18 protein-coding genes are annotated in these 21,704 nt (G+C 37.0%); 11 read left to right on the forward strand and 7 right to left on the reverse strand.

Annotation, left to right across the window (positions count from 1 at the left end; translation table 11 throughout):
- Window positions 1-95: 95 nt before the first annotated feature.
- The 5 genes from ACLI50_RS10225 to ACLI50_RS10245 all read right to left on the reverse strand — a co-directional run bounded on the left by ACLI50_RS10225 (window position 96) and on the right by ACLI50_RS10245 (window position 5,598).
- Window positions 96-533 carry a hypothetical protein gene (locus ACLI50_RS10225; RefSeq protein ID WP_343639807.1) on the reverse strand — a complete coding sequence of 146 codons (438 nt, stop codon included), beginning with the start codon at window positions 531-533 and terminating at the stop codon, window positions 96-98.
- Between the two features lie 116 nt (window positions 534-649).
- Complete coding sequence (locus tag ACLI50_RS10230; RefSeq protein WP_411413691.1) at window positions 650-2,884, reverse strand: DUF2339 domain-containing protein; 2,235 nt, start codon at window positions 2,882-2,884, stop codon at window positions 650-652.
- Between the two features lie 112 nt (window positions 2,885-2,996).
- The gene (locus ACLI50_RS10235; RefSeq protein ID WP_110009380.1) at window positions 2,997-3,707 is read right to left on the reverse strand and encodes a hypothetical protein; all 711 of its coding nucleotides are present in this window, start codon (window positions 3,705-3,707) and stop codon (window positions 2,997-2,999) included.
- Between the two features lie 362 nt (window positions 3,708-4,069).
- Window positions 4,070-4,918 carry a prephenate dehydratase gene (gene pheA, locus ACLI50_RS10240; RefSeq protein ID WP_202843998.1) on the reverse strand — a complete coding sequence of 283 codons (849 nt, stop codon included), beginning with the start codon at window positions 4,916-4,918 and terminating at the stop codon, window positions 4,070-4,072.
- 269 nt (window positions 4,919-5,187) lie between these two features.
- Window positions 5,188-5,598, reverse strand: a complete 411-nt coding sequence (locus tag ACLI50_RS10245; protein WP_202844268.1) for an acyl-CoA thioesterase — start codon at window positions 5,596-5,598, stop codon at window positions 5,188-5,190.
- 136 nt (window positions 5,599-5,734) lie between these two features.
- On the opposite strand from ACLI50_RS10245, the gene dnaA reads away from it, so the two are divergent.
- The 5 genes from dnaA to ACLI50_RS10270 all read left to right on the forward strand — a co-directional run bounded on the left by dnaA (window position 5,735) and on the right by ACLI50_RS10270 (window position 11,292).
- A complete protein-coding gene (dnaA, locus tag ACLI50_RS10250) occupies window positions 5,735-7,189 on the forward strand; it encodes a chromosomal replication initiator protein DnaA (RefSeq protein WP_002980474.1) in 1,455 nt (484 codons plus the stop codon).
- Window positions 7,190-7,288: 99 nt separating this feature from the next.
- Window positions 7,289-7,738 (forward strand): low molecular weight protein-tyrosine-phosphatase, encoded by a 450-nt coding sequence (locus ACLI50_RS10255; protein WP_202843996.1) that lies wholly within the window; start codon window positions 7,289-7,291, stop codon window positions 7,736-7,738.
- Window positions 7,739-7,804: 66 nt separating this feature from the next.
- On the forward strand, window positions 7,805-8,503 hold the full coding sequence (locus ACLI50_RS10260; protein WP_411413692.1) for an SAM-dependent methyltransferase: 699 nt from the start codon (window positions 7,805-7,807) through the stop codon (window positions 8,501-8,503).
- Window positions 8,504-8,967: 464 nt separating this feature from the next.
- Window positions 8,968-10,770, forward strand: a complete 1,803-nt coding sequence (locus ACLI50_RS10265; RefSeq protein ID WP_411413693.1) for a lytic polysaccharide monooxygenase — start codon at window positions 8,968-8,970, stop codon at window positions 10,768-10,770.
- Window positions 10,771-10,914: 144 nt separating this feature from the next.
- Window positions 10,915-11,292, forward strand: a complete 378-nt coding sequence (locus ACLI50_RS10270; protein WP_202843989.1) for a hypothetical protein — start codon at window positions 10,915-10,917, stop codon at window positions 11,290-11,292.
- A 62-nt stretch (window positions 11,293-11,354) separates the two neighbouring features.
- On the opposite strand, the gene ACLI50_RS10275 is transcribed toward ACLI50_RS10270, so the two are convergent.
- Complete coding sequence (locus ACLI50_RS10275; protein WP_395973044.1) at window positions 11,355-12,236, reverse strand: DUF4349 domain-containing protein; 882 nt, start codon at window positions 12,234-12,236, stop codon at window positions 11,355-11,357.
- A gap of 144 nt (window positions 12,237-12,380) precedes the next feature.
- On the opposite strand from ACLI50_RS10275, the gene ACLI50_RS10280 reads away from it, so the two are divergent.
- Window positions 12,381-13,448, forward strand: coding sequence for a DUF2891 domain-containing protein (locus ACLI50_RS10280; protein ID WP_110009372.1), 1,068 nt, complete (start codon window positions 12,381-12,383; stop codon window positions 13,446-13,448).
- Here the strand turns inward: ACLI50_RS10280 and ACLI50_RS10285 are convergent.
- On the reverse strand, window positions 13,445-13,918 hold the full coding sequence (locus ACLI50_RS10285; RefSeq protein WP_137904198.1) for an Mpo1 family 2-hydroxy fatty acid dioxygenase: 474 nt from the start codon (window positions 13,916-13,918) through the stop codon (window positions 13,445-13,447). The two genes, ACLI50_RS10280 and ACLI50_RS10285, sit on opposite strands and share 4 nt — an antisense overlap.
- Before the next feature lie 74 nt (window positions 13,919-13,992).
- Between ACLI50_RS10285 and ACLI50_RS10290 the strand changes: the two genes are divergently transcribed.
- The 5 genes from ACLI50_RS10290 (at window position 13,993) to ACLI50_RS10310 (ending at window position 21,636) form a co-directional block, all read left to right on the forward strand.
- Complete coding sequence (locus ACLI50_RS10290) at window positions 13,993-14,838, forward strand: helix-turn-helix domain-containing protein (protein ID WP_110009370.1); 846 nt, start codon at window positions 13,993-13,995, stop codon at window positions 14,836-14,838.
- Window positions 14,839-14,927: 89 nt separating this feature from the next.
- Window positions 14,928-16,238, forward strand: coding sequence for a TolC family protein (locus ACLI50_RS10295; protein WP_395973049.1), 1,311 nt, complete (start codon window positions 14,928-14,930; stop codon window positions 16,236-16,238).
- 22 nt (window positions 16,239-16,260) lie between these two features.
- Window positions 16,261-17,379: an HlyD family secretion protein gene (locus tag ACLI50_RS10300; RefSeq protein WP_137904200.1), complete on the forward strand. Its 1,119-nt coding sequence runs from the start codon at window positions 16,261-16,263 to the stop codon at window positions 17,377-17,379.
- A gap of 102 nt (window positions 17,380-17,481) precedes the next feature.
- Window positions 17,482-19,074 (forward strand): MFS transporter, encoded by a 1,593-nt coding sequence (locus ACLI50_RS10305; RefSeq protein WP_137904201.1) that lies wholly within the window; start codon window positions 17,482-17,484, stop codon window positions 19,072-19,074.
- A gap of 351 nt (window positions 19,075-19,425) precedes the next feature.
- Complete coding sequence (locus tag ACLI50_RS10310) at window positions 19,426-21,636, forward strand: TonB-dependent receptor (protein ID WP_411413694.1); 2,211 nt, start codon at window positions 19,426-19,428, stop codon at window positions 21,634-21,636.
- Window positions 21,637-21,704 lie beyond the last annotated feature (68 nt).

The following is a 21,704-nucleotide window of genomic DNA, read 5'->3' on the forward strand; positions in this document are numbered from 1 at the left end:
AGTTAAGATAAATCATGCTGATTTTAAGTTAAAGCGAAGCTTATCTTAATAATCTTAACAGCTTAATACGATCTTAATGTTTCAAAAAAATCAAATTATTCGGTAGTGTAAATAAACAATGTTTTCTTACCGTTATAATCTTTTGTTTCTGTTCTTTTCTTGATTTCAGGATAAATCCAAGTGTTGGTGTCCGTAAATTCATATCCTTCAATAAATACAGGATTGTCTGCCGGAATATTGTATTGTGCATTCATATTGGATAACGTCATTCTATCAAGTACATTTTCTCCGTTCTTGAACTTATATTCGGTCACTCCTTTCGTAAAAACAGAACTGTATTTTTTTAAGCTTTGGGGAAGACTGGCTGGAGTATTGTATACTTTAGAAACCTGTAATACGTTCTTTTTTGTATTGAACAATTCTACTGTCCCAATGGCATTGTCAGCCACTGCAAACTTTACAGCAGGATTTTTTTGCTGGGCCAATAAAGTAGCAGAGGATAGAAGTAAAAAAGAATAGAATAGTTTTTTCATAATTGGAATATGTAACTGTTAAAAACGTGATAAATATAGTTATTTTTTATAAAATCTGAATAAAATCTTGAATTGTTTTACATTCTATTTATAAATAAAAACTTTTTTTCTGATTATCAGTCTGTGCTTTCATCTTTTTTATCCTTTTTATCTACCATATTTCTGATCATATTTTTCAGTCGCTGGAAAGTAAAAGAGCTTAATAATAAAATAACCCCGAGAGCAATAAAGGCACTGATTCTTGAGATATTATCCATTTGCCATACATCATAACCATAAAGTTTCAATACCATCAGGCCAACCAACGCAAAGCCAATCTTGTTATATTCCTGAATATTCTTTTTCAAACCGGTATAAATAAAAATACTGGCAAGAATTGTCCAGATAACAGGCAGATATAGAATATTGAAATGTTCACTTGCTTTATAAGAATGGGGAAGATCATTGGAAACCATTAAAATATAAAAATGATGCAGCTCGCAGCTTACAGAAATGATTAGCGCCAGAGCCTGTATCCAGTAAGAAATCTTTTGCTTATGAAACGCTGAAGTAGGAATAATTCTGTATCCTATATATATAAAAGGAATCCATTGCAGAAGATGAAGGAAATAAAAGCTTAAATGGAGCTTTTTTGTTAAGACAGCGGTCACAACCAGAAGAGTCGAAACCGATGTATTTATTACGATCAGGAAGAAAAACAGATAAATCAGTAGGTTTTGAACATCATTTCTGATGCTCAGCAGTTTCCTGAAAAGCAATAAAATAAAAATATAATAAATGCTGAATAAAAATCCTGTGCTGGTAATGGCTGACCATGGCATTTCCGAAATATGATAAGTGATTTCAAGAAGAAAAGTAATATAGATAACCCCATAACTGATCACAGTAATAAGATCTTCAAAAAAGTTATTGCTTTTTTCCTGTGTCTCTTTCACGGTATTCCTTAGCAAATACAGATTAATCATGATGGAAACAATAGTAAAGGAACTTGTGATAAACGGAGGATTGAATATGATATTGAAATCTTTTGTTCCAAAATATTCAGTCCAGGTTATAAGCTGGGCGATCATCACCAATGGAAACAGGATATAAAAGAAAGTTTTGAAAATCTTATGACCTGTTTTTTTCCAGATAAAAAGAAGGAGGGTGGTTTCTATGGCCCAGATGCTGGTGATGAGATGCGTTTTAAACTGAATAGCAATCGCAATGGTTATAAGGCTGGTAACAAGCCCTGCAAATACAGAGTAAGCTACTCCAAAGCTTTTGCGGGTATATTCTCTGAAAAGTAAAATAGCATTTACAGCAGCAAAAATAAGCGGAAAAACAATCGGGGGTTCATATTTTAATGTATCAAAAATGTAAAGAAGCCCCAGAATACTTGAAAAATTAGCGAGAGCAAGTATTAAAATATCAGAGGTTGAAAGGATATTTCTTCTGAAGTAATCGTACAGACCAAAAATATAGAAAATTGCATAACTGATCAGATAAAAAGTAATGCTTAAAAGCTCCGGGCTTTCATGAGTCCAGAATAAAAGGTAGCCTGTTGTAAAAATATAAGCTGTCCATCCCACACTTTTCCAGTGCTGCAGAAAAGAGGCAGCCAGCATTCCTGTATTTAAAAGAGTAATATAAATAAAAAGGAAAAGATAATTACTTTGTCCTGTACTGATCATGAAAGGAGCTGCAAAACCTCCTATCAGTGAAAAGATAATCAGTACTTCACTTTTATAGTAATAGGACAGGATGATAGAGGCTGCGGTAATCAGTGCCGTTATAATAAAAGCTGTATTTTGGGTAAACAGATGATATTCACGAAAGGCAATGGTAGCTGTGAAATACAGAACAGCAACACCGCCTCCTGTAATGATGGAAGAAAAAGCCTGATAATTTTTTCTGAGAAAATGCCCGGTGATGATGATTCCTGCTCCGGTACAAAAACCGATTCCCGCTCTTGCTGCTTCGCCGATCCAGTTTTTATCAATGGCATATTTTACAAAATAACCAATTCCGAGAACAAGGGTAAAAATTCCGATAATGGTAAGAACATTTTGTTTTAAAAAATCAGAAACAGGAGCAAGCCAGTCTTTTTGAACTGGTGTTGAGGTTTCTTCACTTTTTTCACGGTATGGTATATCTTCATGCTGAACCTGTTGAGGTACCTCTTGCTGCGGAATCAAACTGTTTTCCGTTGAGGTTGTTTTATGAATTACTTTTGTCTGAGCCTGAGCAGTCTCGTTGATTTTATAATGAAGATCTGAAATCTCCTTTTTCAATTTTCTGATTTTGCTGTTCAGATTATTGAAAATGATGAAGATAATTATAAAGATGATAACTGCAACAAACTCATTCATTTCATTAGTTTTTTATCAAATATAAAGAAATGTTTCAAATGCTATTTAAAAATTAACCCATCGCGGTATAAGCGATGGGTTAAATGGTATAGATAACTAACAATATGTTTTACTAGTTTGATACTTTGTAAATGTAGAATGACGCAATACTGGATCCTAATAATCCTGCCGTGATAACACCGGAATCTACAAGTCCGAAAGAAACTTTGTCACCCGCCTGGAATGAATACAAAGAATTGATGCTGGAATCGGAAAGTGTTAAGTTAACTGCTAATGCAAGATTGACCCCACTGAATGGACGAGTGTCTATCAAAGTGGTTACTGCAGATCTGGTTCTTGCGATAGCGATACCGGGAGATCCTGACAATAAAGAAGCCTGTAAACCTGTACCATATCTGAACGCAAATCCAACAGCATATACTCCGGTTGATGGAATATTATAAGAACCATCAGCATTGGTAAATAACGCCGCAGTTCCTATCGTTCTGTCGGCTTGTACAAAGCTGACAGGCTGGAAATCAGCAGGTAAAACCCCTAAATTCAGAAGGGTTATACCAGTTGTTTTTTTCGCAGAATATACAGAAGTGTTGGTTCCGGCAGCTGCACTTAGCAATGACGGGTCAACTGAGAATACCTGGGTAGTTCCCTGGTTAACAGCTAAAATCTGATATCCGGGTAGGGCTGTAGCGGCAGGGGTATCACGAACTTTCAAAGTTCCATTAACATCTAGAGTTGCAGATGGGTTGGCTGTATTGATACCCACCTGTGAGAATAATGGTAACGCTGCACATGCTAACATTAAGCTGTAAAGTTTAGTTTTCATGATCAAGATTTTTAAATTAGTTGCTAAGCAAATATACAACAAAAATTATACCCTGCATTGTGAAATCTTTAAAATTAACATTATTATGATGTAATATATTTAAACATATGTTTATATTTTAGTTAATATTTAGACATAATTTGGTTACGACTTATTATATTTATTTTTAATTTAACATATTGTTTATCAGTGTTTTGGTAAAATATAATTCTCCCTATTGTGTGGGTTATTTATTGGTTTAAACAGAAGGTGTTATCCATAGATAATTTATTATAAAAGTTTTTTTGAATTTAGTATTTCTCAAATGAATAAAAAAAACACTGCCGTAACGACAGTGTTTTTGAACAGATTTATTTGTTTTCTTAGCTTTCCAACAGGAATTCTTTATAATTCCCAAGAAAATCTACATTAGCGTTGATTGATTCAAGCTCTTTGAGTGCATTTTCATGCAAAACCTCCTTCCATGGTCCTTCCACATTGATAAAAAAGAAATAATTTCCCAAACCTGTTTTTAAGGTTCTGGATTCTATTTTGCTAAGGTTCATTTTTCTCCATGCAAAAACCGATAAAACCTGATGTAAACCACCGGGATGATCTTCCGGAAGCGTGATGAGCATTCCTGATTTTTCACCCAGTGTTTCCAGTTGGTCATTTTGATATTGGTTCTGTTCTTTGGAAATAATGATAAACCGGGTATGGTTTTGTTCAAAATCCTGAATATTACGGTTCACAATTTTTAAGCCATATAAATTGGCAGCATACTGATTGGCTACTGCAGCAATAGGAGTCTCCGGGTTTTCAGAAACAAATTTTGCGGCCGCTGCAGTGGAGGAAAAATCCTGTTTCGGAATCTCTTTGTAATGAGTGTCCAGAAAATGGAAGCTCTGTGCAAGAGCCTGTGGGTGAGAATATATTCTTTCGATATTCTCAATAGAATTTTCCGGATGAATCATCAGGTGATGCGCAATAGGCATTACTGCTTCTGCTTCTATCTTAATAGACGGAGTCTTATATAAATAATCCAGCGTCATCGATACGGTTCCTTCAATAGAGTTTTCCAAAGGTACTACTGCTTTTACTACCTCTCCGTTTTCAACGGCATCAAAACAATCCAGAATGCTGGCTTGAGGTACTATTTCGTCATCAGGGAAAAGCTGTGCTGTAGCAAGCTGGGTGAAACTGGCATGAGGTCCCAAAAATGCAATCTTCATAATATAATATATAAGGGATGATTAAAATAATGGTACAAAGGTGCGAATTAATTCATAAACAGAGAGGGTGTAGAGTTTAAAGTTTAGAGTTTAAAGTGTAATGTTTTTAGTTGCGAGTTACGGGTTACGAGTTGCGGGTTTATTTTGTGACCGGATAATTTGAGATAGATATTTTAACTCTATTGAAAATTCACCCTTCACCTTTATAAAACCTCTACCCAATATTTCGTCGGGTATCTCCCTAATTCCTATAACCTACTACCTGCTACCTATCCTTTCCAGTTCTTCTCAATCAGTTCCATCAGAAAATCCGGACACCTGATTACTTTATTAGTTTTTGAATCTAAAAAGAATAGAGTAGTGGAAGCTTCTGTTATTTTAATATGCTCTTCATTGTAAATTTCATATTCAAATTCAATCCTTACCCCCGGAATTTTTTTAACATAAGTATGGATTTCTAATTTTTGATCATATAAAGCAGGGCGGATATATTTAATTTTGTAGTCCGAAACGGGAAGCCAAATTCCTTGGTTTTCAATTTCATCGTATGAAATTCCTATGCTTCTGAAGAGTTCAACTCTCGCTACTTCGAAGTACGTTGCATAGTTTCCGTAGTATACGTATTTCATTGGATCTGTTTCTGCGTAACGTACTCGTATTGAGTGTGTTGTGTGTATCATTTTAGGTGTTAAATTATACATACAAATATATTTTTAAATAATCAATACCTGCAATATTTTTTTTTGAAAAGAAAAAATTAGACCTTTGTCTTCCTTCTAAACACAGTACAAACAAAGAATAATCGGGGCTTAAAAAATGGATGACAATTTAATGATGATATGGCAGAAATGCCTTCAGTTTATGCGCGATAACCTGAACGCTGCTGAAGACAATTCTGACCTTAAAAAACTTGAAAAATCTTTCGATATGCTATTCGATAAGGTTCAGCCGCTTTCATTGGTGGCCAACAACCTTACGCTGATCGTGCCGAGTGATTTTTACAAGGAATATATAGAGGACAATTACCTGTCCTTACTTTCTGCTGCCCTGAAGAAAAATATTGGAAAAGGAGTGAAATTATGGTATTCTGTGATGGAAAACAGACCAAAAGGTGAAGAAAAACCTGTTACCATGAACATTAAGGGACAAAGCGTTCCTACTCCGAAAACACAGGAAACAATGCCGCAAGGTTTTTCTGCTAATATTGTAAACCCGTTTGTCGTCCCTGGAATTAGAAAAGTAAATATAGATTCTAACCTGAAGCCTGACTATTCATTTGATAGTTATGTAGAAGGAGAAAGTAATAAATTTGCAGCCACTGTAGCCAGATCCATTGCAAAAAGACCTGGAGCAACAGCTTTCAACCCGTTATTCCTATATGGAGGTTATGGAGTTGGAAAAACCCACCTGGGACAGGCTGTCGGTCTTGAAGTAAAAAATCAGTTTCCTGATAAAGTAGTTCTTTATCTGTCTTCTGAAAAATTTATCCAGCAGTTTATCTCTGCGGCTAAAGCTCATAAGCAGACTGAGTTTGCTAATTTCTATCAAATGGTAGATGTACTGATTATTGATGATATTCAGTTCCTGTCCGGAAAATCGGCAACACAGGACAGTTTCTTCCATATTTTTGATCACCTGCATCAGAATGGAAAACAGATTATCCTTACTTCAGATAAGGCTCCTGCAGATATTATGGATATCCAGGACAGAATTGTTTCCCGTTTCAAATGGGGACTTTCTGCAGAAATCAAATCTCCGGATCTATCTACAAGAAGACAGATCATTGAAGATAAGCTAAGCAGAGACGGAATTGTTCTTCCTGGCGATATGCTTGACTTCCTTGCTGCTGAAGCAAAAACCAATGTAAGAGAACTTATCGGGGTTATCAACTCGGTGATCGCTTACTCTACAGTGTATAAGAGAGACCTTAGTCTTGAGTTGCTTAAAGAGACCATCAACAGAATTGCTGCGAACCAGAAGAAGGTGATCAATATTCCTTACATTCAGGAAGTGGTTTGTGATTATTTTGGAATCAAAAAAGAGCAGCTGCTTTCAAAAACAAGAAAAAGAGAGATTGCATTACCAAGACAGCTTGCGATGTACTTCTCCAAAGAGTTTACCAATTCTACATTTACCAAAATTGGTGAGGAAATGGGAGGAAAAGATCACTCTACGGTAATGTACGCTTGTGATACGATTAAAGACGTTTCGAAAATTGATAAAGAAATCAAGAAATACGTAAAAGACCTTACTGAAAGAATCAAACAATAAATAAGGTTGAGCTTACATAAATTAAAATGAAGGATAGTTTTATTCTTCATTTTTTATTTAGTTTTGTCGTAACAAAAGACTTTTTTTAAAAAACAGGATATGAAAATTTTAATGGTTTGTCTGGGAAATATATGCAGAAGCCCACTGGCAGAAGGAATTATGAAAACGAAACTACCGGATCATTATCTCGTAGATTCTGCCGGAACTATTTCAATGCATGAAGGCGAACATCCGGATAAAAGAGCCATTAAAACTGCTGCCAATCATCATATTGATATATCGCAGCAAAGATCAAGACCTATCACCAGGAAAGATTTTGAAACCTTTGATAAAATCTACTGTATGGATGTTGATGTACTCGGAGATGTTGTTTCTAAAACTAAAAATGAAGAAGAACGTCAGAAAGTATCATTGTTTTTAGAGGTGTTGGGAGATCACAAAAATGCTGAAGTGCCGGATCCTTATTGGGGCGATATGAACGATTTTGAAAAGGTTTTCCAGCTTTTGGATAAAGGATGTGAGGCTATCAAAAATCAATTATCAAAATAATAAGCATGAAAATGCAAAATATTTCCCACAACCTTCACTTAACGAAAGAACAAAAAAAATAATACAATGCTTTTTTTACTCCCTGCTTATTTATCAGAAAATACTTCTATCAACCACTTTTCCCCTGTCCTGAAGGATTATATCATGCAGACGGACTATTTCTTTGTGGAAAATGAGAAGACAGCTCGAAAAGTTGTTAAATTTTTCGCTCCCGAAAAAAAACAGGCTGATCTGAAGTTATTTCTATTGGATAAATACACAGAAAATGCAGATATTAAGGAGGCTCAGGAGCTCATGCTGAAAGGGCAGGACTTCGGATTACTGTCAGAAGCAGGACTGCCATGTATTGCAGATCCCGGAAATCTGATTGTGAAATGGTGTCATGAAAAAAATATCAGAGTAGTTCCTGTTTCAGGGCCTTCATCCATTATTCTTGCCTTGATTTCCAGTGGTTTTAATGGGCAGGAATTCACCTTCCATGGTTATCTTCCTATTGATAAAGGAGAGAAAAAGAAACAGATCATGAACCTGGAAAGCTTTGTTCAGAAAACCGGATATTCACAGATTTTTATGGAAACTCCTTACAGAAATAACCAGCTTTTTGAAGATTTATGCAAGTTTTTATCACCCAATACAAAGCTTTGTATTGCTGCCAATATCAACGATTCGGAACATGAATTTATCAAAACAAAAACCATAAAAGACTGGCAGAAACAAAAGCCGGAACTTCATAAAATTCCTGCAGTCTTCGTACTTGGGAAATAAACTTTGCTCCTGTAGTTGACAATAAGTACGAGAGTTTTTGAGTACAAAATAGAAAAAGGCTGTGATTATTTCGCGGCCTTTGCTTTTTTATTTAGAATGGGTTGGAATATTATAAATACGATTTATAAGTTTTCTTTTTTCGTTCTTTCATTTATTGATGTATAATTTTAACTAAAAATATTTCAATAATTAGTGATAAATATCATAGCATTTATATATTTTTGTAATGTAAAATGTTATAATTTTATATTTAAATATAACGCATTATGAATTTTAAAATTTTAATGTAATTGATAATATTTATGATCTTGTTTTATATAGTTTGATTTTTTATTATACATATCATAATTAAACTGATTTAAACGCTGCAAGTTAATTTAGCTTGTATTTATTGAATTACAAATGATGTAAGTTCCGTTTTGCTTACAATCAATTCAGCCCAATCAACACCAAAATATTAAAATATGATGACACGTAAAATTTTTTTTCCGGTATTGCTGATGCTGGCCATGCTGGTACCTTCTTTAATTCATGTATCAGCCCATGGATATGTAATGAGCCCTGCTTCACGAGGATATCAGGGAAGTCTGGACAAGGCTTCACTAGGTTATTCTGCCGCATTTAGTATCTATGGATCTGTTATTAATGAACCTGGATCTCTTGAAGCCCCAAAAGGGTTTCCTGCGGCGGGTCCTGCAGATGGAAAGATTGCCTCTGCTAATGGAAGCATCGGTGGAGACACTACACTGGATATCCAGACTGCCGACCGTTGGAAGAAAACCAATATTTCCACTGGTGTGAATGCCTTTATCTGGAAATATTCGGCGTATCATGCGACAGCAAAATGGCATTATTATATGACAAAGCAAGGCTGGAATCCCAATCAACCGCTTTCCCGTCAGGATCTTGAGCTTATTGGTACAGTTGCGCACAATGGAACACCTCCACAGGATAATGTTCCTCATCAGATTACCGTTCCTGCAAACCGTAGCGGCTATCATATTATTTTAGCGGTCTGGGATGTAGCAGATACTACCAATGCATTTTATAATGTAATTGATGTTAACGTAACCTCCGGAACAGGAGTTTCTGCACCTGCCACCCCAACAAGCTTAGCACTGGTAGGAATAACAAGCACTTCTGCCAAAATAAGCTGGAATGCACAGTCTGACGCGGTATCCTATAACGTTTTCCGCAACGGACAAAACATTCAGCAGGTAACTACGGCTACATTCCAGGATACTGGTTTAACAGCCAATACGACATATACCTATGAAATTCAGGCGAAGGGATCTTCAGGGCTTACTTCAGCGAAAAGTGCGCCACTCAATGTAAAGACAAACAGTGAGGGCACTCCTGAAAAGCCAACAGCACCCTCCAACCTGCATTCAATGGCAGTTACTGAAAACTCTGTTTCATTAATGTGGACAGCTTCCACCCATTCGCAGGGAATCAAGAATTACCAGGTATTTGAGAATGGAATCAAAGTAGGAGAGACTGTGCAAAAAAGCTTTTTACGAACCGGATTGGCACAGGACACAGAATATACTTATACGGTAAAATCTGTTGCAATGAACGATCAGCTTTCTGATGTAAGTAATGAATTAAAAGTCAGAACAAAAAAAATTACATCAGGAAATGGCCAGGCTTACTGTGGAGCAGAGCAGTATAACGCTGCCAATGCTTATCCTGCAGCCGGAACGAAAGTTTTTTACTCCTGTAAAATCTGGAAAAACAAATGGTACGCAAATCCGGGAGAAATGCCGGGAACCAATATGGTATGGGAGGAAATAAGTACATGTACTGAAGGGACAGGCTGCGCATCAGGCGGTGCGGTTACTTATTGTGGCGCACAGGAATATAATCCTGCGAAAACGTATTCAACTACAGGAACAAAGGTTTTCTATACCTGCAAAATCTGGGAAAACAAATGGTACGCAAATCCGGGGGAAACACCGGGAAATAATGCTGTCTGGAAAATTGTAAGCGACTGCAATGAAGGACAGAACTGTCAGACATCAGCTCTTGCCAATACAGAAAATGATCTTTCAGTAATTGTATCCGAACATATGATCAATTTTGCACCGGAAACGTATTATGCTCAAATAAGCAGGGTAGATGTCATTACCCCTCACGGACTTCAGATCATGACTTTTATAAATCCCGATAAAAACAGTATGAACATCAGCCGTCTTCAATCCGGAATCTATTTTGTGAAAATCCTTTATAAGGACGGAAAAAATATTACTAAAACCATCAGAAAATAACAAAAACGATCTGAAATATCAAAAAAGCCGTCCATATTTTGTGGATGGTTTTTTTTGCAGAATTATAAAAATATTTAACAGCCCTTAACAGGACTATTGCATTATTCTTGTTTTTAAGTATTTATCACTTAAAATTATATGATTATGCCTGATAAAAAATTAGCAGGAATCTGGATTGATACAGAGAAAGCCATTGTAGCCAGGAATCACGATGCACAAAATGTTTCTGAATTTATCCTTTGCAAACCGGTGAAAGCGGAGATACAGCACGGGAACTCCAGTGAGAATGCAGGAAATAATGCTGAAATTACCAACAGAAACAAGTTTTTTAAAGAAATTGAAAAGTTACTGACCAATTCTCAGGAAGTGTATATTACAGGACCGGGTGTAACACAAGAGGAACTTAAGCACTTCCTTCATGATACGGCTCAGTTCAGAGATTTGAAAATTACATTGGGAACCTCACAGAAAATGGCAGATGAAAAGGTACTTGAAACAGTAAAAGAATATTTTAATAGTTAAATTGTAGATAATGCAGTGAAAATCCGGGCATCGAAGATGCCCGGATTTTTAATAAGTTAATTTTACTCTTTTTTCTTTGATCTCCATTTCCTCCAAATAAAAATAATAACAGGAATAAGCAAAAAGAAAGGCCACAGAGAAATGATTCCAAGCATAAAGCTTACAAAACTGTTCCAGCCTTCCGTTACCGAATCTACAAAACGGCTCCCAAAACCTATTTTTGAAGTGGCGGAACTTCTCACTTTTTCTTTGTATAAATTCAAATTCAGAGTACTGTAATTTACCCGGTCATCAATAAAACGAAGTCTGCCTTCGGCTACATCAATTTCATCTTCCAGTTCACGGATATTTTCCTGAATTTCCAGCATATCTTTTGTGGTAGCAGCACTTCTAAGCATATCACGGTATTTTTCCAGATATATCTTTTTATTGGCCAGCTTTATCGCTACATCGGTATATTCCTCTGTGACATCATTGGATGAAATATTTTTAGATAAAACAGTTCCTACGCCATCTGAAAAAGAATTGATCAGAGCATCAAAATTTTTATGAGGTACACGGATAATCAGACTAAGGTTATCATCCATATCCGTATTTTGAAATTCTTCTTTCTGGATATAAGCATTGTTTTTTCTAATGATTTCATTAACCTGGCTCTGTGTTTTTTTAATATCACCCACCTGAATCTTCATATCTCCGTTTTTGATGATTTTTTTGGAGATTGTATCTGTTTTCTTTGAGGGGTGAACATCTTTGTTGGTTCCATTTTCATCAGATACCAGCTTTTCGGAAACAGAAATTGGTGAATATGAAGCTGCGGAAGAAGGCGCTTTATCCTCGGTTATAACTTCCATCATGTCGGCTTTCGCTTCGTGTTTTTCGCCGCCTGATTTGCTGCAGTTGATTAGAATAAGACCTGATAACAGGAAAATAATTTTTTTCATGGGTTAATTAGTTTTTTATGGGTATGATCAAAAAGTGTGCTCAAAAATGATTATAAGGTAAGATTGATTAAAATTTAAAAATAATTCGCTGTAAAACCAATCTGAAAATTGCTGAGACTGGTAAATAATTTCTATTTTTAATTCATGAAAAAAAGTCTTTTAGCATTAGCGTTTTCTCCATTTCTGATGTATGCCCAGGAAGCTCCGAAACTTACAGACGAAATGGCAATGAAATTATCCGACAAGCCTCTTCACTGTATCAAGCAGGAATATCCTAATAAAACTGCCCATATCATCAATAACGCAGGCGAAGTTCCTTTGACTCCAAAAGATCTTCACCCTAGTTTTTATGGATGTTTCGACTGGCATAGCTCTGTTCACGGTCATTGGATGCTGACCAGACTTTTGAAAACGAAACCCAATCTCTCCAATGCCAAAGAGATTGAAAAAATTCTGGATGAATCATTTCAAAAAGAAAAACTTCAGACAGAAGCAGATTACTTTACAAAATATCAGCTGACAGGAACTTTTGAAAGAACCTATGGCTGGGCGTGGATCTTAAAACTAGATGAAGAACTCACAACCTGGGATCATCCGAAAGCTAAAATATGGCACCAAAATCTGAAACCGCTGACAGATCAGATCCTGAAATCATGGAAAACTTATCTTCCAAAGCAAACATATCCTAACAGAACCGGAGTTCATCCTAACACGGCATTTGCCATGTCTTTTGCCATCGATTGGGCCAGAGCCAATAAAGATAAGGAGTTTGAAAGCCAGTTGACGGAAAAGGCAAAATACTTTTTCTTGAAAGAACTGAAAACACCTGCTTATCTGGAACCGGACGGATCCGATTTCTTTTCGCCAAGTCTTGAAATTGCAGACCTGATGCGAAGAGTGCTTCCTCAAAAAGAATTTGTACAGTGGCTGAATGCTTTCTACGAAAAGAGAAGTCTTGAAAATGTTGAAAAAATTCCTGTAGTAAGTGATCTGAGCGATTACCAAACCGTTCATCTTGTAGGGCTATCTTTTTCTAAAGCATGGTGTATGAAAGGAATCTCAAATGCACTTCCCGCTAATCATCCCCTGAAAAAAGATTTTAAGAAAACAGCTGATGTATTTCTCAATAATGGATTACCATTACTTTTTCAGGGAAATTATGGCGGGGATCACTGGCTGGCCAGTTTTGCGGTATATGCGCTGGAAGATTAATATCTGATTCCTGTCTTTTTAAGAACAAAGCCTAAAAGCCATATGGGTCCTATCAGAAGAAACTGGAGATCTTTAAGGAAAGTAGGCTTTTTTCCTTCAATTTTATGCCCAATAAACTGAAAAATCCATGTGATGATAAACACAGAAAGGTAAACCATCCATGATTGTCTTCCGAAACTGATATTGGCCAGATAGATGAAATGTTCCATCATGAGCATGACCACGATCATGATAACAGCGATCAATAAAGACAGCCTTATATAGAAAAGGGTGATCAGAATAATCACAATAAGGCTTACGATACTGGCACATCCGAAATAGGAAGCGCAGAAATGAGGGGAAGGAATCAGGGAGGCGAACCCCAGAATCGTCCAGAAAATTAAAGGTACACAAATCCAGTGAATGAACTTGTTGGTCGGGTTTCTATGGCTTTTACTGTATTCTGCAAATAATAGATCAACCTTTCTCATACTAAAGGGAAATTGGATTCCTGCTAAAATAATAAAATTTTGTAATCACTGGTAAGATTGCTTACATTTGTCTTATGTCTGCCCTGGAAAAATTTGGCGTCGATATTTTTACGGAACGGAATATTTTCGAGCGAATAGCTGTAGGTAAACCGTTTCGTCCCGAAAATCCTGCATTTATATTTATTAAATCAGGAACTATAAAACTTCGCCAGCACTTCAGTGATCTGGAGGTTTCTGCCAACATGTTTATGGTAACCGATCCCCAAACTATTTATGAAGTGGTAGGAGTAACGGCTGACTTTCAGTCGAGGATGGTTTCTTATAAAAGAGAATTTATTTCTGCCTTATCATTAAAATTTAATCGTCTGATTACTTACCGATATTTCAGACAGCAGATGAATAAAGGAGTTCCTTTTCCTGAAGACGAAATGGAAGTCGTTTGGAAAAGCGTCAATTTCCTGAAATATATCCTGGATTCTGATACCGAAATGCTTTATAAGAAGGAAATGGTAGAGCACCTTTTTTCTGTTTTCTGCTATCAGATGGCAGGAATTATTTCCAAGGAGGATAACAGCTCTATGAACCAGATGTCCAGACAGGAAGAAATTGTATTTGTCTTTCTTACCGATCTTGCAGAGCATCATCTTACTGAAAGAACCGTTGAATTCTATGCCGAACGGCAGTCAATTACAACCAGACATCTTTCTTCTGTAGTAAAGACCATTACGGGAAAATCTGCAAGTCAGATCATTGCTTTAATTGTTATTAATGAAGCGAAAGTGCTCTTAAACTCTTCCAATAAACCGGTTTCGGAGATTTCCTCAATTCTCGGATTCAGCGATCAATACTCATTTTCTCATTTTTTTAAGAAGCATCTTGAGGTAAGCCCTAGACAGTACAGACATCAGTTCGAAAATTAAAATCTTACATTTGAACATCTTTTTCCAAAAATCAAACATTTGATTGATTTTGTTGCTGACCTAACTTTGCATCTGTAAAACAAGGTAAAATGACAAAGAAAATAAAAACAGCACTATCAGTATTGATAGCAGCTTTTCCTGCGCTGTTTTTTTCACAACAGATCAAACAGATGACCGCAGGTGAGGTGGCGGAACTCGCTGTTCAGAATCACCAGCAGCTCAAAGTCTCCGCACAGAATATTGATATTGCAAAGCAGAACACCAATGTGGTTAAGCTTCAGAAACTTCCTACAATTACAGCTTCTACAAGCCAGTTCTATTTAGGAGATGCAGTAGCCATTGATAAAGATTTTTCAAATTCTACAAACGTTCCGATGCCACATTACGGAAGTTCGTATGCGGTACAGGCAACACAGCTGATCTTCAAAGGAGGATTGGTGAATAAATCTATTGAAATGGCTGGGCTTCGCGAACAGCTTTCGGAACTGGATTTAGAGAAAAATAAACAGGATGTGAAATTTTTAGTGATTTCCAATTATCTGGATGTCTATAAAATCATCAATCAGGAAGAAGTATTTCAGAATAACAAAAAACTGGCTCTGGAACGTCTGAAAAATATCCAGAAGTTCTATCAGCAGGGAATGGTAACCCGAAACGAAGTGATTCGTGGAGAATTGGCCATCAAAAACCTGGATCAGGGGATTCTTACCCTTACCAACAATAAAAAAATCCTTAATTATAATCTGAATATTGCCTTAGGATTATCTTCTGACACGGAGATTGTGCCTACTGAAAGTCTGGAGACTAAAGAAGCAGGAATAGGTATGGATTACTACACAGATCTTGCACACGAAAGCAATCCTTTGTTGAAATCTGCTCAAAAAAACATTGCGGTAGCAGATAAGAATATTGAAATCATCAAAACAGACAATTCACCTACGCTGGCCGGATTTGGCGGATATACGCTGCAAAGACCGATCACGACGAGAAATCCTGTTTTGGATATGTACTCAGGGGGCTGGCAGACTGGGGTTTCTCTGAGTTACAACATTGATACTCTCTATAAAACAAAAGAAAAAGTAAAATTAGGAGAACTGCAAAAGAATCAGGCAAATGATGCCATGACTCTGGTGCAGCAGAATGTAGATATGGCAGTGAATGCTGCCTATACCAAATATCAGGAAGCGATTCAGCAGGCAGATATTCTGAATGATTCCAAAAGACTGGCGGAAGAAAACTACAAGATTACGGAAGCCAAATATCTGAATCAGCTGGCCGTGCAGGCGGAAATGATTGATGCACAGAACCAGAAACTGCAGGCAGAGCTTGATTACGCCAATGCTGAAATCAATGTTTTATATCAGTATTACAACCTTTTGAAATCTACAGGAACACTTTAATTTAAAACTGAAAATCAACACAATGGAAAACAAGGGACAAACTACTCAAAATACAACACCTACTCCAGCAACATCTGCTGCAGAGCATAAAAAAAAGAAAAATAAAACCAATAAAATCAGAGCCATTATATCCAATATCATCGTTTTTCTGGTGATCGGTTTCGGATTATTCTGGTTAATACGAGAATACTTTCATATCGGAAGTAAAACCTATACGGAAGCAGCACAGGTAGAAGAATTTATCAATCCTATCAATACCAGAGTTTCTGCCTATATCAAAGAAATTAAATTTATTGAACATCAGCGTGTAAAAAAAGGCGATACTTTGGTCATTCTTGACGACCGTGAAATCCTTACGCAACTGGGACAGGCTGAAGCCGCCTATCAGAATGCTATGGCTCAAAAAACAGCGACCAGCTCTTCTGTAAACACAGTTTCCAACAATATCAATGTGATGCAGTCCAATATTGCAGGAGCAAAAGCAAGATTGTGGAATGCCGAACAGAATTTAAACCGATATAAAAATCTTTTGGCAGCCGAAGCCGTTACGAGACAACAATATGATCAGGTGAAGACAGAATATGATGCTCAGAAGGCTGCTTATGAAACCTTAGTCAATCAAAAGCAATCTGCAAACCTTTCTACAACTGAAGTAAAAAGCAGATTGGGAATCAATGATGCTGAAATTAAAAGAACAAAATCTGCTTTGGATATGGCGAGGATCAATCTTTCGTACACTGTGATTACAGCGCCTTATGATGGAGTAATGGGAAGAAGAACTATTTCTGAAGGCCAGCTCATCCAACCAGGACAGCAGGTTGCGACAATCGTTCTGAACGGCCAGAAGTGGGTAACTGCCAATTTCCTGGAAAGCCAGATGCCGAATATCAAAGTAGGAGAAAAAATTTCTATGACAGCGGATGCTTTAGGAGGGAAACAATTCGAAGGAATTGTGACTGCTGTTTCAGCGGCTACCGGATCAAGATACTCAAGCGTGCCTACAGACAATTCTACCGGAAACTTTATCAAAGTACAACAGAGAATCCCTGTAAGAATTGAGTTTACAGCTTCTAACAAAAAAGAAGATCTGGATAAGCTGAGCGCCGGAATGAATATGAATGTGAATATTAATAAAGACTAAAAGATGAAAGATATCAGATGCCGGGTATTATGCGTATGGAAAGCTAACGCTGAATGTTGAAAGTCTGCCATCTGATATCTGAAATCTATTCCCTAAAAAATCATGTACAACAAAGGATTATATAGCGATTGGGTACCGAAACCCGTACAGCTGCTGCTGATTGTATTACTGCTTGCTGTGGTAATGCCCATCGGCGGGGTGTATACAGGAAATATCAGTTCTCTGGTAAGCGGTACCGGCGCCATGACAGAATATTTTATGTGGGCCAATTACGCCACTACCATTGGGATGGGAGCTTGCATGCCTGTTGTTCTGAGAATCAAAATGAGATTCAAAGTAAGGGACAAGATGGTGTTGCTTCTGGTGCTTTTAGGGTTGCTGAGCTACGTGAACGGGACTACTTTACAGCCAATGATTTTTATTTTTACTTCTTTAATGATTGGCTTTATGAAAATGATGGTTACCATAGAACTGTTTCTGCCATTAATGGTTATGATCGGAAATCGTGGAGTATTTTACGGAGCTTTCTATACCTTCGTTCTTGTAATGAACCAGGTGGCAACCTATTATGCTGCTGAGTTTGCCCTTCTTTACAACTGGCAGCAGTTCTACCTGCTTACAGCTGTTTTATGCTTTATTTTAGCATTGATACACTGGATTTTTATGCATGACAAATATTTTGCATTAAAAGTACCGCTGCACTATATTGACTGGCTGAGTATTTTGCTTTTCATTTCAACATTCATGTTTTCGGCTTATGTGTATTCATTTGGAAGACAGCAGGACTGGTTCAACTCCAGGAACATCATCTATGGAAGTATTGCAGCTTTTGTCAGTTTTGCACTACTTTCTATCCGTCAGTTGACTTTAAAACGCCCCTACCTTTCGTTTAAAATTTTCACAAAAAATAATGTGCAGCACGGTTTGTTCATGCTTTTCTGGCTGGGAATGTTTCTGGGAACAGCTTCTATTCAGAATACGTTTGCGGTAGGAGTTTTGGGATATGATCAATTGACCAATACCAGGCTGAGTCTACTGATGATTCCCGGAATTATCTTAGCCGGAGCTCTTGCTATTTTCTGGTTCAAAAAAGAAAAGCCATTGAAAATGTATATTTTTTCCGGTTTTGCCGCTATGGTTGGATATGCTATTATTATGTATTTTTCCATGGTGCTGGAGTTCAGTTATGACAACTGGTATCTGCCTATGTTTTTAAAAGGCTACGGAATGTGTTCATTGTTTATCTCCGTATGGTTTTATACACTGGATAAGCTTGAAATGGATGAAATGCTGGCGGCCATCGGGCTTGTATTGGTTTGGAGAACCTTCCTCGCCGTAGGAATTTTTTCAACTTTATATTCCTGGTTTCAATACCGTTTTCAGGTTACGGCAATAGGAGATCTTGCTGTTTATATGGATGGAATGACGGTGACTCCTCAGAATGTAGCAGCCAATATGAAAGCCATTCAGCTTAATGCCATTATCATAGCCACCAAGAAGATATTCGGATATATTATTCTGGTGGGACTGGGAGTGCTGATTTATGTTGCGACTCATCATTTCGGAGCAAAACGATTCCAGTATTTCAGATTTGTAAGAGTTCTTGGCGGTAAATCGGTCATTGCGAGAAGAAGACTTCGCGAAAGAAAAAAATTATTAGAAGAAATAAAAGATGCTGCAGGTCCTGCAGTATAAAAAGAAACCTTGTTTTTACCAGTAAAATCCTGGTCCTTAGTTGGGCTGGGATTTTACGTTTTAAGAAGAAGATATCAAATTTTAAACTTTTTTGAAATATTAAGATTATAGTAAGGTGTTTAGAGTATTAAGATGAGCTTCGCCTTAAGCTTAAAAATCAGAATGATTTATCTTAACTATACTTTATTCCTTAAATCCATTCTTAATGGTGTATATATATCCGGATTTAGAAAACTTTTCTGTAAAAGAGGTTTACTATCATAAAATAAGGGAAAATTTCATGTTTGGTTATTTTTATTCTTTCTAAATAAGAATTATCTTTGCAAGATTATAAAACGTTGAGTAGAAAGAATGAAAAAGCAGTATGCATTCATAGGTCTTTTAGTTTCGGGACTAATGCTTTCCCAGACCGTAAAAGATTCTATTGCCTCCAAAGGTATTGAAGATGTGGTAATCGTAGCCTCCAGAAAACCTACAAAAATCTCTGAAGTTCCGGGAACGGTCTGGGTAGTACAGAAAGAAAAGATTCAGGAACAGGCCAAAAGCGGAGTTCCGATCAAAGAAATGTTATCAATTCTGATACCTTCCATGGATATTGGTCCGCAGGGAAGAACCAATTATGGTCAGAATATGAGAGGACGTTCTGCCCTGGTGATGATAGACGGCGTTTCTCTGAACAGTATCCGTGCGATCAGCCGTCAGCTGGATGCTATTGATCCTTTTAATATCGAAAGAATTGAAGTGCTTTCAGGAGCAAGTTCAATTTATGGAGGTAATGCTACCGGTGGTATTATCAATATCATTACAAAAACACCTTCCAAAAAAGGAATCAGCGGTGAAACTGAACTGGGTGTACGTACAGGATTTATGGGAAAAGATGACCATGACTTCCGTGCTGCTCAGTCTATTGCGGCTAAAGGAGATAAGTTTTTCGGAAGACTGGGAGTAGCTTATCAGCAGAATGGTGGAGTGTATGGAGCAGATCAGAAACAGCTTTTTACCGATATTACCCAGACTGACCTTCAGTATAATCAGTCTATTGATATCCTGGCTACCGGAGGATATCAGTTTAACAATAAACATAAAATAACAGCCTCTGTTCAGTATTACAATTCTAAATTTAATGGAGACAGAAGCTTATTTCTAGGTGAAAATTTAAGTGCATTTACTACAAAAAATGCTTCATTGCTGGAAATGAGAGATGGTTTCTCATCCGATAAAAATGTAGGAACGGAACGTTATATGGCAACCGTAGCGTATAACGGAAACGGAATTTTAGGCGGCCAGGATTTATATGTGCAATTGGCTACCCGAGGTGAAAAATTAGGATTCTATCCATTCCCGGGAAATGTTACCTTAAAGACGGGAAAAATACCTTATATGTCTTCTTCTCAGCAAGATACTTATTATTCCGGGATTAAAGCTTTGTTGTCAAAATCATGGAGAGGCTTAAATGTTACTTACGGAGCAGATTTCGATTTTGAAAAATTTGAAGGAACACAGTCTGTTTATGATATGGCCAAAACAATGTCCAGTGGAGGTTTAATCAATGAAACAAAATACAGCCTTGGCAGATATCCAACCAATCATTCACAGAGTTATGCAGGATATGTTCAGGCAAAATACAATATTCTTCCCAAATTACAACTGAATGCCGGAATCCGCTATCAGCATATCAACGTAAAAATGGATGATTTTGTAGGCTCAGAGCAGCAGACACAGATTGCTATGGGGTATGGAAATTCAGCATCGGCAATTCCCGGAGGTGAAAGTTCTTATAATGTGACTTTAGCTAATGCAGGTTTATTATATAAATTCAATGAGCAGCATCAGGTTTGGGGAACATTTTCCCAGGGAGCAAGCTTAGCAGATCCTGCCAAATTTTATGGAATAGGACAGTACAAATTGGTAGGAACAAACTGGGATGTAGTATCCAGTATCAATGTGAAAGAACAACCGCTTCAGGCTATCAAAACCAATCAGTTTGAAGTAGGATACCGTGTGAACAGAGGAGGTTTAAGAGCGCAGATTGCCGGATTTTTGAGTAATTCAGACAAAACCGTTGCTGTAGATAAAAAGACGTTCCAGATTCTTGTGAATGATTTGAAATTAAGAAACATGGGAATTGAAGCTGAGGTTTCCTATTCTTTAAGCAATGGAGTGTATTTCGGTGCCAGCGGACTTTTGATCAAATCTGAGGTAGACAAGGAAGGAGAATGGCAGAAGCAGGAAATTTACAATGCTTCCCCTTCCAAATTTGTGACGTATATCGGGTATAATATTAAGAACTGGTCATTCAGATTCCAGTCGTTACAGAATTTCAAGCAGAAAGACGAGCTTAATAATGTAGTGGAAGGCTATAATACATCAGATCTGATGATAGGATACAAATTTCATTTTGGAAAATTCAACTTAGGAATCCAGAATCTGTTCAATACAGATTATCAGACAATTTGGAGCAAGCGTTCCCAAGTATTGTATTCTACTTACGGACTTCCGGAATTGTTTAATTATAAAGGAAGAGGAAGAACATTCAACCTTTCTTACACTTTTGAATTTTAAAAAAATGATCGGGATTTAAAATACCCTGATCTGAAAACATATTATATTTCAAATCCGGTTTCTGAATC

The organism is Chryseobacterium cupriresistens (genome assembly GCF_046614675.1).
Taxonomy (GTDB): domain Bacteria; phylum Bacteroidota; class Bacteroidia; order Flavobacteriales; family Weeksellaceae; genus Chryseobacterium; species Chryseobacterium cupriresistens.

Coding starts and splice junctions, on each gene's coding strand:
- ACLI50_RS10260 (WP_411413692.1), top strand. CDS start 7,805: ATGCTTTTTTTACTCCCTGCTTATTTATCAGAAAATACTTCTATCAAC.
- ACLI50_RS10235 (WP_110009380.1), bottom strand. CDS start 3,707: ATGAAAACTAAACTTTACAGCTTAATGTTAGCATGTGCAGCGTTACCA.
- ACLI50_RS10300 (WP_137904200.1), top strand. CDS start 16,261: ATGGAAAACAAGGGACAAACTACTCAAAATACAACACCTACTCCAGCA.
- ACLI50_RS10245 (WP_202844268.1), bottom strand. CDS start 5,598: ATGATACACACAACACACTCAATACGAGTACGTTACGCAGAAACAGAT.
- ACLI50_RS10280 (WP_110009372.1), top strand. CDS start 12,381: ATGAAAAAAAGTCTTTTAGCATTAGCGTTTTCTCCATTTCTGATGTAT.
- ACLI50_RS10290 (WP_110009370.1), top strand. CDS start 13,993: ATGTCTGCCCTGGAAAAATTTGGCGTCGATATTTTTACGGAACGGAAT.
- ACLI50_RS10285 (WP_137904198.1), bottom strand. CDS start 13,918: ATGAGAAAGGTTGATCTATTATTTGCAGAATACAGTAAAAGCCATAGA.
- pheA (WP_202843998.1), bottom strand. CDS start 4,918: ATGAAGATTGCATTTTTGGGACCTCATGCCAGTTTCACCCAGCTTGCT.
- ACLI50_RS10225 (WP_343639807.1), bottom strand. CDS start 533: ATGAAAAAACTATTCTATTCTTTTTTACTTCTATCCTCTGCTACTTTA.
- ACLI50_RS10270 (WP_202843989.1), top strand. CDS start 10,915: ATGCCTGATAAAAAATTAGCAGGAATCTGGATTGATACAGAGAAAGCC.
- ACLI50_RS10265 (WP_411413693.1), top strand. CDS start 8,968: ATGATGACACGTAAAATTTTTTTTCCGGTATTGCTGATGCTGGCCATG.
- ACLI50_RS10230 (WP_411413691.1), bottom strand. CDS start 2,884: ATGAATGAGTTTGTTGCAGTTATCATCTTTATAATTATCTTCATCATT.
- ACLI50_RS10295 (WP_395973049.1), top strand. CDS start 14,928: ATGACAAAGAAAATAAAAACAGCACTATCAGTATTGATAGCAGCTTTT.
- ACLI50_RS10310 (WP_411413694.1), top strand. CDS start 19,426: ATGAAAAAGCAGTATGCATTCATAGGTCTTTTAGTTTCGGGACTAATG.
- ACLI50_RS10305 (WP_137904201.1), top strand. CDS start 17,482: ATGTACAACAAAGGATTATATAGCGATTGGGTACCGAAACCCGTACAG.
- ACLI50_RS10275 (WP_395973044.1), bottom strand. CDS start 12,236: ATGAAAAAAATTATTTTCCTGTTATCAGGTCTTATTCTAATCAACTGC.
- dnaA (WP_002980474.1), top strand. CDS start 5,735: ATGGATGACAATTTAATGATGATATGGCAGAAATGCCTTCAGTTTATG.
- ACLI50_RS10255 (WP_202843996.1), top strand. CDS start 7,289: ATGAAAATTTTAATGGTTTGTCTGGGAAATATATGCAGAAGCCCACTG.